General features: G+C 28.3%; 12 protein-coding genes and 1 CRISPR repeat array (1 of these 13 cut by a window edge). Of the genes, 8 read left to right on the top strand and 4 right to left on the bottom strand.

What is annotated here, in order from left to right:
• The first annotated feature begins 337 nt into the window (after positions 1-337).
• From QEJ31_RS00320 to QEJ31_RS00305, 4 genes are all read left to right on the top strand, one after another.
• Positions 338-2,089 carry a hypothetical protein gene (locus QEJ31_RS00320; protein WP_280591708.1) on the top strand — a complete coding sequence of 584 codons (1,752 nt, stop codon included), beginning with the start codon at positions 338-340 and terminating at the stop codon, positions 2,087-2,089.
• 58 nt (positions 2,090-2,147) lie between these two features.
• Entirely contained in the window at positions 2,148-2,831 is a 684-nt protein-coding gene (locus QEJ31_RS00315; protein ID WP_280591706.1) for a hypothetical protein, read from the top strand.
• Positions 2,832-3,152: 321 nt separating this feature from the next.
• Complete coding sequence (locus QEJ31_RS00310) at positions 3,153-4,745, top strand: hypothetical protein (protein WP_280591704.1); 1,593 nt, start codon at positions 3,153-3,155, stop codon at positions 4,743-4,745.
• Between the two features lie 40 nt (positions 4,746-4,785).
• Positions 4,786-6,018, top strand: coding sequence for a class I SAM-dependent methyltransferase (locus tag QEJ31_RS00305; RefSeq protein WP_280591703.1), 1,233 nt, complete (start codon positions 4,786-4,788; stop codon positions 6,016-6,018).
• Between the two features lie 42 nt (positions 6,019-6,060).
• Here QEJ31_RS00305 and QEJ31_RS00300 read toward each other — a convergent pair whose 3' ends face one another.
• From QEJ31_RS00300 to QEJ31_RS00290, 3 genes are read right to left on the bottom strand one after another with little or no spacing between them, the layout of a single operon-like run.
• Positions 6,061-7,023 (bottom strand): HipA domain-containing protein, encoded by a 963-nt coding sequence (locus tag QEJ31_RS00300; protein ID WP_280591701.1) that lies wholly within the window; start codon positions 7,021-7,023, stop codon positions 6,061-6,063.
• Positions 7,013-7,339 carry a HipA N-terminal domain-containing protein gene (locus QEJ31_RS00295; RefSeq protein ID WP_280591700.1) on the bottom strand — a complete coding sequence of 109 codons (327 nt, stop codon included), beginning with the start codon at positions 7,337-7,339 and terminating at the stop codon, positions 7,013-7,015. Before QEJ31_RS00295 ends, QEJ31_RS00300 begins: the two co-directional genes overlap by 11 nt.
• A complete protein-coding gene (locus tag QEJ31_RS00290) occupies positions 7,340-7,597 on the bottom strand; it encodes a helix-turn-helix domain-containing protein (RefSeq protein ID WP_280591699.1) in 258 nt (85 codons plus the stop codon).
• A gap of 384 nt (positions 7,598-7,981) precedes the next feature.
• Between QEJ31_RS00290 and QEJ31_RS00285 the strand changes: the two genes are divergently transcribed.
• The 4 genes from QEJ31_RS00285 to QEJ31_RS00270 all read left to right on the top strand — a co-directional run bounded on the left by QEJ31_RS00285 (position 7,982) and on the right by QEJ31_RS00270 (position 11,970).
• Positions 7,982-8,491: a DUF3015 family protein gene (locus QEJ31_RS00285; protein ID WP_280591696.1), complete on the top strand. Its 510-nt coding sequence runs from the start codon at positions 7,982-7,984 to the stop codon at positions 8,489-8,491.
• Positions 8,492-8,493: 2 nt separating this feature from the next.
• Positions 8,494-10,410: a DUF4105 domain-containing protein gene (locus QEJ31_RS00280; protein ID WP_280591694.1), complete on the top strand. Its 1,917-nt coding sequence runs from the start codon at positions 8,494-8,496 to the stop codon at positions 10,408-10,410.
• 186 nt (positions 10,411-10,596) lie between these two features.
• Positions 10,597-11,214 (top strand): type II toxin-antitoxin system antitoxin SocA domain-containing protein, encoded by a 618-nt coding sequence (locus tag QEJ31_RS00275; protein ID WP_280591693.1) that lies wholly within the window; start codon positions 10,597-10,599, stop codon positions 11,212-11,214.
• A 180-nt stretch (positions 11,215-11,394) separates the two neighbouring features.
• Positions 11,395-11,970 (top strand): Fic family protein, encoded by a 576-nt coding sequence (locus QEJ31_RS00270; RefSeq protein WP_280591692.1) that lies wholly within the window; start codon positions 11,395-11,397, stop codon positions 11,968-11,970.
• A gap of 223 nt (positions 11,971-12,193) precedes the next feature.
• Here QEJ31_RS00270 and QEJ31_RS00265 read toward each other — a convergent pair whose 3' ends face one another.
• Entirely contained in the window at positions 12,194-12,421 is a 228-nt protein-coding gene (locus tag QEJ31_RS00265; RefSeq protein WP_280591690.1) for a helix-turn-helix transcriptional regulator, read from the bottom strand.
• 32 nt (positions 12,422-12,453) lie between these two features.
• A CRISPR array of direct repeats spans positions 12,454-18,426; the repeat unit is 37 nt; unit sequence GTTTCGATCCCAAATTAGGGAATAATAATTATAGAAT; it runs 3,764 nt beyond the window's last position.

Raw genomic sequence — 18,426 nt, 5'->3', positions numbered from 1 at the left:
AAGAATAAAATAAATTTTAATTATTTGATTTATATAAAAAATTTTATATAAATTATTAAATTAAATATTATTTAAAATATTATAAAACAATTATTTGAATTAATTAAAATATAAAAATTTAATAAATGGTAAGCTTGACTCGGATATTTATCGCTAGTAGTTTTTTACTTCTGTTTAGTTATAGATGAACAGAAATTAAATAAATTAATAATAAAATTATTATACTACATATGATTAATAAATTATTATTAAAGTAATATTAAATTTGAATAGAAAATTTAATAATCTATGCTAATTATAAAATAATATATTTATTGAAATAATTATAGGAGATATAATGCGAAATTATAAACTTTGCTCTTATTTGTTTTTTACTTCAATTGTCTTATATTCTTGTGGGAAAGAAAAAATTGAGAAAAATATTGATGCTGAAAGTAATTCAAAATTAAGGAATTACGATAGTAGTAAAACAATATCGGAAGGGGAAAATTCTAATATTGGAAATGGATACAATAGAATGGGAAAATTCTATACCCAAAAGTGTATTGAAAACTTCAAGGTAGAGTTTCCTAAAAATACACAAGAAACCGTAATAAATTTAATGGACAATTTAACTAAAGAGCAGTTAACTTCAAATCTAAATTTAAAATTAAATTCTACAATTCCGACAAAAGAAGTAACTGTTACACCAGAGTTGCAATACATTCAAGAAGCATCTACTTCTCGTTTAAGCAAAACAATGACTTATTATTCTTATACTAAACTTGGGGAAATTAAGGTTAAAGAAAATGAAGGAGGATATACATTTAAAAAAGATGTCCTAAAATTTTTTAACAGTGATGGAAAAATAGGGAAAAACTATGAATTTAATAGATTATGTGGAGATGAAGTTGCTTTAAGCCAAGTATATTCTTCAAAATTAATGATTACAGTGAAAATAAAGTTTAAAAATAAATTTGCCCATAGTGAATTTGATGGAAAAATAGGTGTTGTCCAAAATGCAGTAATGGATGATAATAAATTTAAATTAAGTGCAAATATAAATAAAATTGATAATCATGCGTTACAGAACTCTATATTAAGTATTCATGGAATTCAAATGGGTGGAGAGTCTATACAATTAAATAAAATTCTTGGACTACAAAAATCCTCATGCACTTTAGATCAATTTTCTGAATGCGATCTTTTACTTGATAAAATAAATAAATACATTTCTGAAGATTATGTAAAAGAAATTCAAAATGTAGATCTCTCACGTTGGGTTGTTGAAAGCATAAATACAGTTAAATATGATAATTTAATTATTAAAGATTCAAATGGAAATAATTTAAATTTTTCTACTAATGATTCTTCTGAAGAAAAATATAAATTATCTCAGTTAAAATTACAGGTAGAAAATTTAGTAACTAAAGAAACAAAAAATATTGCAATTGCTAAACTACTTCTTGGTAATAAAGGATTAGCATTTGATGTTGTTGAAAATTTAAATGAAATTATTGATTCAGCATACAAAAATATAAATGTTTATCAAAATTTTGCGAATGAATGCTATAAAAATTTGTCAGATTGTATTGAAAAGGGAATTACATCTATAGAAAAAAAATATATTACAAAATACGACGAAAAATTACTAAAGCAATATATGGGAAAAAAAATTATGGAAATAAATTCTCAGAAAAAGCCCATGTATGGAGAAAAGCATCGTTCTTCGGTTAATTTTCCTGTCAGTAATTTTATTTCGGATGGATTAGATTTTACTAATATTTACTTTAAAATTAAAAATTATGACAATACTTCTTTAGATCAAAATACCGGGGTATTTTCGTTAATGTGTGATAAATATTCTGATAAAATTAATGGTCCTTCAAATAAAGATCTGTTTACATCAGAGTTTTGGACGTCTGAATTTTCATATCAATATTGGCATGATTTAGTTTTTCTAAATAATATTAAAAATAATTATATTATAAATTTAGACGTTTTATTAACGAATTATAAAGATAAATGTTTGGAAAGAGAGTCTGCTTATATATCTTTACCAGAAGGATTTAGTCGTGATTTTATAGTAGAAATTTGGGGTGATAATTAACTACTTTAATAAATTACTAAGAATTAATAATTTGCTAAGAAAAAAGGAGATTTATTCTATGTTCTCAAAATTAAGTACACTATTCATTGCATTATCTTCAATAAATTGTTTTGCAATAACTGATGAACAACTTGCAAAAGGCGTGATAAGTAAGGAAAGTCTTGTTGAACAAATTGCTCATTCAAAACATTATTCAGTGCATCAATTTATTAAAAATTTACCAATTTATGCATATAAATTAACAACTGGTGTTGAAAGTGAGATACCAGAAGTGATTTTAAAAAATATAGGGAAAATTGACAATACTCAGTATTCAAGTGATTACTTTAAGAAAAACATTGGCAGTGCAGTTGCTTTACAGTTACGCGGTAGTGAATTTGACTTTTATGTAATTGATAAAGATAAATTCAATAATTTGTATCGGCAAGTAAGTATACCTGATGTTATGGAAAAAAATATAAAATTAACAAATTTTTTATTGCATAGTAAAATAGGGTATATATTTAGTGAGAATAATGCAAATTTGGTTGGAATTATAAAATTAGATCCTGTAAATATGATAAAAATGTCTGAAGTGGGGTTTAGTATTAAAGATGAAATTACCATTGAAAGCCCATGGGAAGAACAAACAAAGCCAGCAGGAATAGATGCTTATCTGGTATATGAATCAGATAAAAAAGCTTACTACATGGTAAATGTTGAAGAAAATGGATTGCCAATCGGATATATTCCTAATAAGTAACATTTTAATAAAAAAAATTACTTTCATTATAATTCAAGCAAATATAATATTCTATAGCTGCAAATTTTTCTTAATTATCTTAAATTAAAATTAAAATTAAAAATAATAAAAAATTTAAATGAAAAAAAAATTAATTATTATTTTTATTAAATTTGACAAAAAATAATAAATTTTATACATACTGTCTTGTAAAAGAAGCTATTAGTGCTTTATTTGTTACAATTTCGTAATTATTAAAATAAATTTAAAAATATAAAATTAATTAAAATTATTTTCTGCAATGTATTTTTAAATTGAATATTACCTTAATAAGGAAACATTATGTTAAAAAAATATTTTAATCCAACAATTATTGGTTGTGTAATTTTATCAAATTTAAGTGTGACAGCTTATGCAACAACCTCCAGTTGTAAAACAAATACTGATTGTGAAAATCAACATACAATTAGTAATCCTAAGTTAGTAGCTTCTATTGCGTTACTAAATTATCTGGGGCAAAAAAAAATAAATAATGCCAAAAGTATTCCTAATTATAAAAAAGAAAATATTGAAATTGATTTGTCAGATTACAGATCACAAATGGCAAATTATGATTCTATAAAAGATACAAGCGACATAACATACAAAATTTTGCGTGCAGTAATGCGTAATCCTTCTTCTGAACTGCTAGTTTCTTTACAAGAGCTACATAAAAATTTCAGGATTTTTATTCCTAATGATCCTGTTACTCTTAACTGGATTTTAGGTGGATTAAAGTTAAATGAAAAAAAATTTAAGAATGGAATAAGAGAAGCTAATCCTTTTGTTGCAAGAACATCTTGGAAAAATATAGACGATTTAAAAAATTTTTTAGACGCCGATGCTACCCAAATGAATCCAAGTCTTTTAATCGTTGGGCTGGAAAGTCTTGCTTGTGCTTTAGCTTACCGATCGGTAAATGGTACTTGGATTGAAGAGGCAAATCCTCCCCTGAAACCAATTACTCCTTCCACACAAATACGAGCCGATTTTATAAATTCATTATATCATCTTAATTATCAATGGAGTGTTCCTTATATTGGTGCATTATTTGATAAAAATATTGAAAGTGCGCCAGATAATACTACTTCGTTAGATCCTGATTCCTATTTTTCTTCAAACTACAATGGTTATTTATCTGAGGTTTCAGATGATGAAGATGAATCTGAAGATGAAAATTCTAAAAAGAAAAGAAAACGCTTACCTGATTCAGATTGTGATCACAGTTCAGAAGCTGAAAATCCGACAAAAAAGAAAAAATGCTTATCAGATTCCGTTAGTGTGCAAAGTTCAGAAGCTGAAAATCCGACAAAAAAAAGATTACCAAAAAATAACTTTTATAAAACAAGTCAAATTGATGGAGTATATGGAAATACATGGACATTTAGTGCCCATAATGCTGGCCTAGCTGTCAGAGCGAATGTATCAGGAACAGCCCCATTAGCATTAAGTATTTTTGTTGGATTAGCAAACAATTATCACTCACCGCACTTGCAATCTTTATTATGGAATCCATCAGATTTTCAAGCATTTAAGAAAGGAGTTCAATTACTCGGAACACTTCTTCTGGTCCCTAATTATGAACGTAGTGACTATCACACAGTAGCTGAAACTTATGTTGGTATTACCTACTATGTTTATAAATTAAATGAAATTCGGAAGGATTCGGTACAAAAGTTTCCAATCGATTTTGCTAAATTACATCCTATTGATTCATATAATGAAGCTATGGCCAACCTTTCAGAAGCTTCTTCAAATGAACAGTACAGCGTGAATATAAAAGGTACTGGTATTCAAATTATAAGTTTAAAAGAAGCAATTAAAACTGTTGCCGATGACTACCTAATTGCAAAAGTAGATAAAAATAGAATTCCTTTTCATACAACTGGCTATTAAATGAATTGAAAATTTAATTATATTTTATTAAGGAGTTTTTATGAAAAAAAAATTACTATTGATCGCTGCAATTGCTACTTATAATTCTTCATATGCTGAATTTCATTCTTTTCCAGCAGCACATATCTATCCATCAATTATTGATTTAGGAAATAAATATGAAATTCAAAGAATAACTTCTGATAGATGTTTCAGAGTTGCAAGTACTCAAGATGTTTTTGAATTTTCTTGGGATAAATCAACTATTCTTGATAACATTAATTATTTAACTACACAATTAGTTTCTTTTGCGCAATATAAAAAAATTCTCCCTGTAGCTCAGGAAAGTAAACCCAAAAAGGGAAAAATTCAATTTCCGCAAATTAATTTCGATGAAGTAGAAGATTTTCATCTATTAAGTGAAGCAGGTAAAATTGTTTTCTGTAATACGTTAAAACAAAAAGAGCTAGAGTTTGATAAAAAAATTAATCATCAAAGAAAACTTATTCCATCTGAACTATTGAATTACGTATCTGAATATTATCCTTTACCTAGCAGCTATCAAGAAGGTTTCATTCAGACAAAAAATCATACAGGTGATGAAGTATCAATTACGACACCATACATAAATGATTTTTTACAGCGAGTTGCAGGAAAAAAAGTTTTTGATATAGGCTCTGGTTTTGGGATAAATACACAACGCGCGTTGTCGCATAATGCAAGTCAAGTCTTTGCTATTGATTTTTCAATCGAGCAACTTCAGGCTGTTGTTGCAAGAGCTCCAGCAGATAAAATTAATAATTTGTTCATTGTGAATAGAAAAATACCTGAATTATTTAAAGAAAATTTAAATGAAACAGCTGATATTGTCTTACTTTCACACGTGTTACATTATCTAACTCCTGATCAAGCTGAAGAAACCTTAGCTGGAATTTATAATTTACTCAAAAAAGGAGGAATGTTATATATTCAAGCATTAACTATTTCGGCAGCTCCATATACTTCAAGTTTTGATCAAAATTCAGTTTCTTTATTTAGTTCTCTCCAAGAAAAAGAAAGAGAATACGATAAATCTGTTGCAAAAAATACACAGCATAACTTTTGGCCAACTTATCTTGGAAATATAATGTCGCATACTAATTTTCCTATGATACACCCTCAATATCTTCCTGCTTTAATTGAGGCTTGTAAGCGAAATGGATTTGAAATTATGCAATCTGGGACATATAATTTAGTCAGTGGTCAATCATCTGATCAAGGTGATGCTCTAGGAGTTATTGCAATTAAAAAGTAAAGTGAAAATAAACTAATAGATGAAAGAATGAGTAGATTTAATTTAAATAAATCTACTCATTCTTTCATCTATTAGTTTTATATATTCTTTTTTCATTTCATTTGATATATAGCTATTATTTATTAGAATAAATAATTCTTCTTTAACTGAAATAATATTTTTTAATATGAAGTGAAAGCTTTTTTCTTTTATTCCTATATTATTAGCTAAAAATTCAAAATCTTTTCTTTTTATATTTGATTTTTTTCCATTAACGCTTAAAACAAGTTCTTCATTGTCATCTTGAATCGGTATAAGCAAGCGTGTGGATATTAGATCATATGCTGGTGATAAATGTACTATCCCTTTTTCATTTGTCATTAAAGAAAAATTTTTCAAATGCATATCTGCATTTCCTATTATAAATGAAAATAGGGTTACTTCAAAATATTTTAGTAGTTCATCACCAGGAAAGGTAACAAATTTTTTGATTACTTTTGCTGTTTTTTCAGCAGTACTTTTATATTTTTGCTCAGTTAACATCTCTGAAAGCTGACATAAATCTTCACAGTGAAATTTCTTTTCATTTTGGCGATCGAAACGTTTTGTTATATATGCTAGACTTTTATCAGATAAATATACAAGGCCATTATTAGCGACTTTAATACCACAAATTTGAGCTAATTGCATTGTTAGAGCCTCCAATTCAGGCATAAATTGAAACTCATTAGTCTGTGGTTTTAATATATATTGACCAGAAAGAGCACCTACAAAAGTTAATTTTTGGCTAGCGTGTTTACTATCTCTTGTTATTCCTATGGAAAGCTTTTTTTGTACACCTGGTACTACAAGTTTTTTATTTACATTTTCAAGTGCTAGTTTTTCAATTTCTTTTCTTTCCAATGATATTTCAGGTGGTTTTGTAGAGTTAAAAAGATTTTTACAACAGTATTCATGATAGAAAGAGTTTTCGTTTGGTAGTTTTTTAAAACATACTAAACAGTTTTTTATTTTATTATTTTGCATACGGAATAACCTTAACAGCTCCTATACAATCTTCACAAATTGATAGTAATAAACCCATACGATCTCTTGGATTTAATTTCCAATGTTTAACCGATAGAGACAGTAGCCATCCTTCAGGTATTAAACCGTCAAAGAATGGAAATAAATTTTTTGATTCATAAATTTCTTTTCGTAGTGGTAGAGTTAAACTTATTGGGTAAGGTTTATCCGAATTTAAATAAGCTTCATCATATTTAAATAAATATTTTCCTTCATCAGTTTCTTCTATAATTCCTGCAAATTCAGTAAAATTATACACTTTTCCTTTTCTTGACATTTAGAAGATATCCTCATCACGATAAGGGACAGGCTCTAATCTTGTTCCTAAAAATATTAATACTTGATTCACTTTATCCATCCGTAGTGTTTCTTTACCAAGTTCAAGTTCTTTTAAAAAACGAATACCAACACCAATTCGTTTTGCAAATTCATCTTGATTGTATCCAAGTATTTTTCTTTTTTCCCTAACAAATTTAGCTACTGGGTTCGATTTTTTTTCTATCTCACTGTTTGTTCTGCGTTTTTTTGCCTGCAATGTTTTGACCTCCTTTTTATAGGTCATATTCACTATAGTCCCAAACGGGTACTAAATCAAATTTTAAAATTTTTAATAACCTAAAGGGTATTAAAACTAGTTTTTTCTCATTATATTACCCGAAAAGGTACTAAATAGTTATTTTTAAAGTTTTAATAACCTAGAGGGTATTAAAACTAGTTTTATCTCATTATATAACCCAAACTGGTTTTTAAAGTGATTTATTTAGTAGCAGAATTTAATCTATAAAGTAAACAGCTATTTTTCTAACAATTTGTTATCATTCAAAAAAATTCCAAAGCAGCTTGCAACATTATGAAATTTATATATTATTTTTGTAGAAACGAGTTAGTTGTTAAAAACCTTAATCAAACGGAGTTGCTGATGAGTAAATTTGTTTCAAAAAAGTTATTAGGTTTTGGTGCAGTGATTTTATTAAATTCACTTTCTTTAACAGCAATAGCTGACACAGGTATAGCAGGTTGCGGTCTTGGTTCCGTTATTTTTACTGACAATGTAAAGTCAAGTCAAATTTTAGCTGGGACTACAAATGCAACTTTTGGTAACCAAACTTTTGGTATTACTTCTGGAACCTCCAATTGTGGATCTGGAGTAGCAAAAAGTATGACTTACCTTCAACAAGTAGATTACGTAACAGCTAATCTTTCAACTTTACAAAAAGAAGCAGCTCAAGGAAATGGATCTTCATTACATGGATTAGCTGCTGTGAGTGGTTGTCCAGCAAGTTCATTTGCTGATTTTGGAAGTTACACTCAAGCAAACTATAGTACAATTTTTTCTACAAGTAATGCGGAAGAAATTGTTAATAAAGTAAATTCCGAATTGTCAAAAGATGCAAAACTTTCTCATTCTTGTAAATTAGGAAATAGCTAGTTTTGTCATTTGGAATAAAGATTTTTTTTATTATTATAACTTTACTCCAACCGCTATCCCTTTTTGCTTTGAATGAAGCAAAGGTTCGATCTGCAGAGAAATATTTCATTGATAAATCAAGAAATCTTTCTCTTGCAGAAACATCAGAATGGCGAAAAATTCTTTTCTTTCAACATAAATTATTTTCTTCAGCAAAAGGAATAGTGGATGGAAAAGATTTCTATCTTGCAGAAGATGGGAAAATAAATTTACAAACTGAATTAGAAGCAACCATAAAGGCATTTTTATCCGATACAGAAAGTAAAAATTCAGCTCACTGTAAATTTCCACGCAGGCTAAAGTGGTTAAAATCACACTTGGATGATAATAATTATACTATTCCTGTACAAAAATGTAATGAATTAGAAAAATGGCTCGAATTTGTAAATCCAAATGGAGCTGTCCTTGTTTTTTCTTCATTTTATATTAACAATCCTTCAAGTATGTTTGGACATACTTTTTTGCGGATTAAAAATTCAAGTGATCCTTTAACAGACTCTGGAATAAATTTTGCTGCAAACCCTGATACAAGTAATATTCTTGCCTATACCTATAAGGGCCTAACAGGAATGTTTGAAGGTAAATTTAGTTTATTACCTTATTCAATCAAAGTACAAGAATATAATAATTCAGAAAGTCGAGATATTTGGGAATATGAATTAAATTTATCCAAAGAACAAACAATAAATATGCTCTTAAGTCTTTGGGAAGTTGGTGACAATCGAATAGATTATTATTACATTGATGAAAATTGTTCTTATATTTTACTTGCTTTGTTAGATACTGCAAATGACAATTTTAATTTTGCTAGTAAATTTTGGCTTTGGGTAAATCCTTCTGATACTTTAAGAGTAGTTTATAGTTATCCAAATTTAATTAAATCTGTTACTTTTAGACCTTCTGCGGAAAAAAGATTTCGCTATCGCTACACTTCATTAAATAAGGAAGAAAAGAAATTATTCAATGAAATTTTAGACCAAAAAAAAGTATTACTTTCTGCTAAAGAAAGTAACTCGAAAATAAGTTCAGCTAAAGTTCTAGATGCTATTACTGAGTATATAGATTTTAAAGAAAATTTAGCAGGGACAGAAGAATCGAAAAAGTATCCTATATTTAGAAAACAATTGCTAACATCTAGAGCAGAATTAGGGGTTATTTCTGATTCAATAAAAATAGACCCATCTCATTCAGACAGACCAGAAAAAGGATTACCAGGAGGTAGAATTGGTGGTTCTTATTCCCATTCATACTACTTAGGAAATTTATTTGATTTAGAAATTTATCCTGTCTTGCATAGTATAGAAAGTCCTTCTTTAGGATATTCCAGAGAGGCACAAATTGAATTGCTTTCAGGTTCGTTTCGTTATGAAGCAGTGTCAAAACAAATTTATGTAAATAAATTAGATCTAGTAAATATAGTTTCTATTCCTTCAATAAATCCCCCTTTATATCCTGTTGCTTGGAATTTAAGGCTTGGAATGAAGCAGGATTATGATTGTGATAAAAATACTTACAATTCTTCCTGTGCGACATATTTTTTCTCGGGTGGGGCAGGTGCTGCAATATTAACAGAACCTTTTCAATTCTATTTCTTGCCACAAGCAGAATTTTCGTATCAAAATACAAATGCATTTGAAGTTTCTTTAGGTGCTTTATCTGGTGTTACTTTAAAAACCAGCGATTCCTCCCTCTTATCAAGTAAGGTCAACTGGATGAAAAGATATTCGGTACTTTATAGTACTTGGAGAGATCATTTCTTACTTGAGAACTCTTTTTCAATTCAATACTTTACTAATTTTCAAAATAAACTTTTTTACAATTATAACTTTTTTAATCATGAATGGCAGGCAGGATTAAGTGTTTATTGGCATTTTTATTAGGGATATTGAATTCTTTAAGTACTGTTTTTTCTCTACTTATTGAGTTTTATCATGTATTTATATGAGAATATTAAGATAATATTTATTTTGGCGAAATTGATGACTTATATATAAATTCCTATATAATCAGTTTAGTCAGTTATTTTTCTGAAATAACTCTATACTACAGCCATTAGGTGATGCCCCATGAAAGATATTAGTTTTGTTTATGAAATTACTAAAAAGTACAGTAAAGATCCTAAAAATGATCTTACTACGCTGAAACTTCAGAAACTTGCCTATTATTGCTACGGGGCGGCTTTAGCCTATGATTTAGATAGCGAAGTGGAAGGGATTGAATTTGAAGCGTGGAAATATGGTCCTGTTAACAGAAAAGTTTACAATGCCCTAAAGAACCTGAATGCTCCCTATTATAAAGTTGAAACTTCGCACGAGGCTTTTCAAGAGATCCAGAATAAAGAGATTTTATTTTCTCCAAAATTATTAGACCTTATTTCCGTTATTTTAAGCGTATATGGAAGACTTTCACCAAGAAGTCTTGTTGATGAAACACACGAAGAAACAGTGAATGGACTCGATAATCCATGGAAATTAACATATCGTGAAGAAACTAATAATAAATTAATTGATAAAAAATTAATAAAAAACTTTTTTAAACAAAAATTTAATAATGCAGAAAAAAGAACTTATTTACCCTTGGGATTATTTGATTATAATAGCTTTTTATTAGATAATATACCAATTGTTGCTTTTGAAGATATTCGTGAGGTTGCTCGTTATCTTGAACAAGAAAAAACTGTGTAAAAAATGCAATTCATTAAGTAATTTGGTTAATCATTTTTTATGTAATTATGATAAAAAGTTATGCCAGCTCATAGATGAACGCCTATTAGAATTAGAAACCGATGATTTTAAAATGCTATTGATTATGAAATTATAATAGATATACAAAAGACAATAACCGCAAATTGTTCCAAGATTAAATTGAAAATTAAAGAAGGTTACTTTTCATTCCCAACAAATAGCAATGAGTTTGTGAATTTGATTTTAAATATCAATCAAGAGATTTTTAAAAACGTCAAAATGAAAAAACTTGGACGTTTTAGAATTCTTCATGAAGATGTTGCTGTGGATGGAGATGGAATTGCGAACAAACATTCCTTTCTCGGTGTCAAATCAGAAGAAATTACTTCAAATTTAAAAAGTGTCTGGGATAAGTTGTTTGTAAATTCTGATTTTAATAATAAAAGTCATTTAGAAATACTTTGCTCTAAATTTTTAGTTCATTTTTTTGCTATTCATCCTTTTAATGACGGCAACGGAAGAACAGCGAGGTATTTCCTAGATATTTTATTTTCTAAAGGAAAATATCAAATTGAATTCCCATCAACAGGGAAAAGAAGAAGGCAATACATTAAAGGGCTCAGAACTGCCCATAGAATTCGAAAAGATGACAAGGCTAAAATTGACGCTAATTCTTGTTACATTTTAATTGATTTAATGGGAAAAATTATTTCAATTAAAAAACCAAGTGATGATTTATTATTTGATGAAGAATAAAAAAGCCTCCTTCCGCAAGAAGACTTAAATAACTTCTCACTATTTTGAGCTTAGGCTTATTTTGAAAATAATTATGTTTTCTGATTTTTTAATGATTCTGATTCTTATTTTAGAAGAAGACATCTATCATGGGTTAGGGAATACTTTTAAAGAATTTTCTAAAACAAATTTAGCTGAAAAATGCAGGAAACAGTAATTTTAATCAATAAAAAAAAATATTAAATTACAAAGATTTTTTCTTTGAATTCAAATAATCATTAATTTTATTTCTATATTCATTAAAATCTTGATTTTTTTTTATACAAAATAATTCTAAATTTTGTATGCTAGGAATACGATCTCCTGCTTCGTAGCGTTCCCAAGATCTTTGTTCGATTTTCAAAATTTCAGCAGCTTCTTTTTGAGTTAAACCTGCATTTTTACGTAGTATTTTTACAATATTTGAAATCATTTTAATTCCTTAAACCTCCACTTTTTTAGATGGTTTCTATCGAAAATTAGGGAATAATAGTAATACATCGAATTTAGTTGCTTGATTCAAGTGTTTCGATACCAAATTAGGGAATAATAATTATGATATACTTTATGCTTTCCTTCTCCTAATACTGAAGCGTTTCGATCCCAAATTAGGGAATAATAATTATGATATAGTTGGCTTGGTGTTCAACGTCTATATGATATGTTTCGATCCCAAATTAGGGAATAATAATTATGATATTCTTTTTCAGCTAAAATAAAATAGCCGATATCTAGTTTTGATCCCAAATTAGGGAATAATAATTATGATATTTAATTAACAATTCAATCGTTGCATCTTTTATACGTTTCGATCCAAAATTAGGGAATAATAATTATGATATTGTTTCTTTATTAGGTTCTGAATTAAAAGCTTATGCGTTTCGATACCAAATTAGGGAATAATAATTATGATATACTTCTCATATCTAATTGGAAAATCAGGATATGTTTCGATCCCAAATTAGGGAATAATAATTATGATATGCTATACTCAAGCAAGCAAAGAATAACTTGCGGGTTTCGATCCCAAATTAGGGAATAATAATTATGATATAGGTCAAGCGTATGTGTTGCTCTTGTACAAGCGTTTCGATCCCAAATTAGGGAATAATAATTATGATATTAGAGACATACGTAAAATCATACGAGCAACGTGTTTCGATCCCAAATTAGGGAATAATAATTATGATATGGAGGATGAGGTGATTTATTTTGAGGCTGTAAGTTTCGATCCCAAATTAGGGAATAATAATTATAGAATAAAAAAGCTCTTGCAGAGGTCGATTTGCTGACTGTTTCGATCCCAAATTAGGGAATAATAATTATAGAATGAGAAGATCTTGAACGCTGGCAAAATTATGGCATGTTTCGATCCCAAATTAGGGAATAATAATTATAGAATTTCTCAAAAAGATCTTTTTCAATTTCTGGATCTGTTTCGATCCCAAATTAGGGAATAATAATTATAGAATTTCTGTAGATCTCGCAATATTCATACCTTGAAATGTTTCGATCCCAAATTAGGGAATAATAATTATAGAATAGTACTAGATTGCATTTTACCAAATTTTTGAATGTTTCGATCCCAAATTAGGGAATAATAATTATAGAATTTGCAAGACTATTTGGTAAGAATAAATTTGAAAAGTTTCGATCCCAAATTAGGGAATAATAATTATAGAATAAAAGGGGAAGTCCTACACTCTCTAAGATATAGTTTCGATCCCAAATTAGGGAATAATAATTATAGAATAGTCTAATCTTCATAGATTGGTATTAGAGAATCATCGTTTCGATCCCAAATTAGGGAATAATAATTATAGAATAGAAATATTTTCTGTAATACTTGAGTCGTGTAAGTTTCGATCCCAAATTAGGGAATAGTAATTATAGAATGAATGTAGTTAGATTAGGGCTAATATTTTTATTGTTTCGATCCCAAATTAGGGAATAATAATTATAGAATTATTTAAAATTTTTACTGAAGTATTTATAAAAATGTTTCGATCCCAAATTAGGGAATAATAATTATAGAATCGGAAACATTCTAAAATCATTTTGATTATTAATATGTTTCGATCCCAAATTAGGGAATAATAATTATAGAATTATTTAAAATTTTTACTGAAGTATTTATAAAAATGTTTCGATCCCAAATTAGGGAATAATAATTATAGAATTAACAGCTTCCGGCGCTTGCTGTTGAGCCTTCAGTTTCGATCCCAAATTAGGGAATAATAATTATAGAATCATTCAAAAATATTGTTCAGATAATGCATGGACGTTTCGATCCCAAATTAGGGAATAATAATTATAGAATATTATCAACTGATTTATATTTATTATTTAACCTGTTTCGATCCCAAATTAGGGAATAATAATTATAGAATAGCTTGCAACGTTAATTTATAAAATTGATTTAGTTTCGATCCCAAATTAGGGAATAATAATTATAGAATAGCATGCACAGATTTTTCTTTAAACTTTCCTAGTTTCGATCCCAAATTAGGGAATAATAATTATAGAATTTACTTTTTACTTCTTTTACAAAACTCTTGTCACAGTTTCGATCCCAAATTAGGGAATAATAATTATAGAATTAGTCTCAAGATCTGTTTAATTGAAGCTTTCTGTTTCGATCCCAAATTAGGGAATAATAATTATAGAATACTTTCTCATTTTTTAACATATTCAGAGGAGGCGTTTCGATCCCAAATTAGGGAATAATAATTATAGAATCCAAGAGCAAAACACGATGACCAAGCTGATTGGTTTCGATCCCAAATTAGGGAATAATAATTATAGAATCGTTTTCATAAGAGGGGGGTACCTATTTCCAGGTTTCGATCCCAAATTAGGGAATAATAATTATAGAATAAAGTGGAATCAAAACGAATTGGCCCAAGAGCGTTTCGATCCCAAATTAGGGAATAATAATTATAGAATGTAAGCACCATGCTCGTGTAACTTCGGGTAATTCTGTTTCGATCCCAAATTAGGGAATAATAATTATAGAATCAAAATCTTCAGATATTTTAATTTTTCCTTTTAGTGTTTCGATCCCAAATTAGGGAATAATAATTATAGAATCCTCCCATTGCTTCAAATTCTTTAGGCCACTCTAGTTTCGATCCCAAATTAGGGAATAATAATTATAGAATTAGGCTATCGTCGTGATTAATTGCGCCGACTTGGTTTCGATCCCAAATTAGGGAATAATAATTATAGAATTGATAACACAGAATTAACTAATACAAAAAATGGTGTTTCGATCCCAAATTAGGGAATAATAATTATAGAATGTACGTCGAGGCAAGGATCAAGTCGATATGACGTTTCGATCCCAAATTAGGGAATAATAATTATAGAATCTATATTAGGATTATGTAAAAAGAATCCTTTGTGTTTCGATCCCAAATTAGGGAATAATAATTATAGAATTTTTCGAGGTTGTCTTGTAACGTTAGTTTTGGAAGTTTCGATCCCAAATTAGGGAATAATAATTATAGAATAAGGTAATTCACAGCTTATGTCAGGATTATTTTGTTTCGATCCCAAATTAGGGAATAATAATTATAGAATGTGCGTTAAGCAAGTTAAACCCAATTATAAGAATGTTTCGATCCCAAATTAGGGAATAATAATTATAGAATTATTAAAAATTCCCTCTTGGACATTTGATCAGCGTTTCGATCCCAAATTAGGGAATAATAATTATAGAATTATGAATAATGGCGCAATATTTTGCCCTACTGAGTTTCGATCCCAAATTAGGGAATAATAATTATAGAATGTAATTTGAGAAAGCGGAATAGCGGCCAAAGTTGAGTTTCGATCCCAAATTAGGGAATAATAATTATAGAATCACTAGCCTTGAATATTTGGATTTACATGGCAATGTTTCGATCCCAAATTAGGGAATAATAATTATAGAATAAGCTAGGACAGAAGAAGCAAAAGAAACTTCTAGTTTCGATCCCAAATTAGGGAATAATAATTATAGAATAAATTTCTCATCAACGAAAGAATTCCGCACACAGTTTCGATCCCAAATTAGGGAATAATAATTATAGAATTTCTGATACTGTACCTTTTAAAATTGATAACATTTGTTTCGATCCCAAATTAGGGAATAATAATTATAGAATTCCAATAACGGTGATATTAGTTGTGATCAAATTGTTTCGATCCCAAATTAGGGAATAATAATTATAGAATCCATTTCATTTTTTGCATTTGCCAATTGATTTTGTTTCGATCCCAAATTAGGGAATAATAATTATAGAATTACAAAAAATTTAGAACTTAATAAAGATTTGTGGTTTCGATCCCAAATTAGGGAATAATAATTATAGAATTCTTATCGTTGTTTTATCTCGCTTTGAAATTTCGTTTCGATCCCAAATTAGGGAATAATAATTATAGAATAAAAAATCATCCATAAAATCCTTCCCACAAAAAGTTTCGATCCCAAATTAGGGAATAATAATTATAGAATGGAAAAAGTATCTTTAAAACTTTGCATATCAGTGTTTCGATCCCAAATTAGGGAATAATAATTATAGAATAATCGGTGTGTGAAAACCCCCTAATCGGTGTGTGAAGTTTCGATCCCAAATTAGGGAATAATAATTATAGAATATACATTAATACTTTTAAAATTTAATTTTAACATGTTTCGATCCCAAATTAGGGAATAATAATTATAGAATCTGAACAACCTGATGCAAATTACTTTTCATTTTCGTTTCGATCCCAAATTAGGGAATAATAATTATAGAATACTATCCATATGCTCTTTTCGCTCCCTTTTAGGTTTCGATCCCAAATTAGGGAATAATAATTATAGAATTAATTAAAATTATTCAATTATACCATATTTAGAATCAGTTTCGATCCCAAATTAGGGAATAATAATTATAGAATATGATTCTTTTCATGGTCTCAGGATTCATTTAGTTTCGATCCCAAATTAGGGAATAATAATTATAGAATACCACCATGTTTATGAGAGGGAAAAAACAACAGGGTTTCGATCCCAAATTAGGGAATAATAATTATAGAATGTACTCGCTTTCTGTATAAATTCGAGGAACGATGTTTCGATCCCAAATTAGGGAATAATAATTATAGAATTAAATTCTGCACGCATGCCGCTTTTCAAACAAGTTTCGATCCCAAATTAGGGAATAATAATTATAGAATAACATCTTACATTTTATTTCATCACTCATTTTAGTTTCGATCCCAAATTAGGGAATAATAATTATAGAATATTCCGATATAAGGCCAAGCTCCTCCAATTTTGTTTCGATCCCAAATTAGGGAATAATAATTATAGAATAGGAGGGAAGGAACTACTTTTTTTTCACAAAAAGTTTCGATCCCAAATTAGGGAATAATAATTATAGAATCTAATGAGATTATTAACAATGTTAAGCTTAATCTTGTTTCGATCCCAAATTAGGGAATAATAATTATAGAATTATCGCTCGTGCATGATCCGATATCAATTAAACAGTTTCGATCCCAAATTAGGGAATAATAATTATAGAATTGAAATGGATTGTAAAGCCCAATCATCAATAATTAGGTTTCGATCCCAAATTAGGGAATAATAATTATAGAATATTATAATCTTTTATATCATGTAATGTCATTGTGTTTCGATCCCAAATTAGGGAATAATAATTATAGAATCTTGCTCATTTTGATGAATGGCTCGATTTAATAGTTTCGATCCCAAATTAGGGAATAATAATTATAGAATACTAAGCTTTAGAAATTTTAATTTAGTCTTTTCTTGTTTCGATCCCAAATTAGGGAATAATAATTATAGAATCATGACTTAAAAAATGAAATATCATCTACATTTGTTTCGATCCCAAATTAGGGAATAATAATTATAGAATGAATTAGTTACGGGAATAATTTTTACACTTTATGTTTCGATCCCAAATTAGGGAATAATAATTATAGAATGGTGAAGTTCCAACTATTCATAAATATGAAATGTTTCGATCCCAAATTAGGGAATAATAATTATAGAATTTATATACGAATGTTGGAATACTATGAAGAGATGTAGTTTCGATCCCAAATTAGGGAATAATAATTATAGAATATGAACTTTCAGATAAAGTTAAAGCATATCTTAAGTTTCGATCCCAAATTAGGGAATAATAATTATAGAATTCTTTAAGGTTACACGGAGCTGAGGTTTTTCATAGTTTCGATCCCAAATTAGGGAATAATAATTATAGAATAACTTCATATCCAGTTGAGGATGGATCAGAAGTGTTTCGATCCCAAATTAGGGAATAATAATTATAGAATTCCATTTTATCCAATTGTCTAAGTTTGCTTGGATGGTTTCGATCCCAAATTAGGGAATAATAATTATAGAATTGGTGAAAAATTTTGAAGGGCATTTTTCAT

This window comes from Pigmentibacter sp. JX0631 (assembly GCF_029873255.1).
Classification (GTDB): domain Bacteria; phylum Bdellovibrionota_B; class Oligoflexia; order Silvanigrellales; family Silvanigrellaceae; genus Silvanigrella.
Note: the sequence above shows the minus strand (reverse complement) of the source record. Positions and strands in the feature narration are given on the sequence as shown.

What these genes read in the sequence shown, in the direction of transcription:
- QEJ31_RS00295 (WP_280591700.1), bottom strand. Translation starts at nt 7,339, where the DNA reads ATGTCAAGAAAAGGAAAAGTGTATAATTTTACTGAATTTGCAGGAATT.
- QEJ31_RS00265 (WP_280591690.1), bottom strand. Translation starts at nt 12,421, where the DNA reads ATGATTTCAAATATTGTAAAAATACTACGTAAAAATGCAGGTTTAACT.
- QEJ31_RS00315 (WP_280591706.1), top strand. Translation starts at nt 2,148, where the DNA reads ATGTTCTCAAAATTAAGTACACTATTCATTGCATTATCTTCAATAAAT.
- QEJ31_RS00300 (WP_280591701.1), bottom strand. Translation starts at nt 7,023, where the DNA reads ATGCAAAATAATAAAATAAAAAACTGTTTAGTATGTTTTAAAAAACTA.
- QEJ31_RS00310 (WP_280591704.1), top strand. Translation starts at nt 3,153, where the DNA reads ATGTTAAAAAAATATTTTAATCCAACAATTATTGGTTGTGTAATTTTA.
- QEJ31_RS00320 (WP_280591708.1), top strand. Translation starts at nt 338, where the DNA reads ATGCGAAATTATAAACTTTGCTCTTATTTGTTTTTTACTTCAATTGTC.
- QEJ31_RS00275 (WP_280591693.1), top strand. Translation starts at nt 10,597, where the DNA reads ATGAAAGATATTAGTTTTGTTTATGAAATTACTAAAAAGTACAGTAAA.
- QEJ31_RS00305 (WP_280591703.1), top strand. Translation starts at nt 4,786, where the DNA reads ATGAAAAAAAAATTACTATTGATCGCTGCAATTGCTACTTATAATTCT.
- QEJ31_RS00285 (WP_280591696.1), top strand. Translation starts at nt 7,982, where the DNA reads ATGAGTAAATTTGTTTCAAAAAAGTTATTAGGTTTTGGTGCAGTGATT.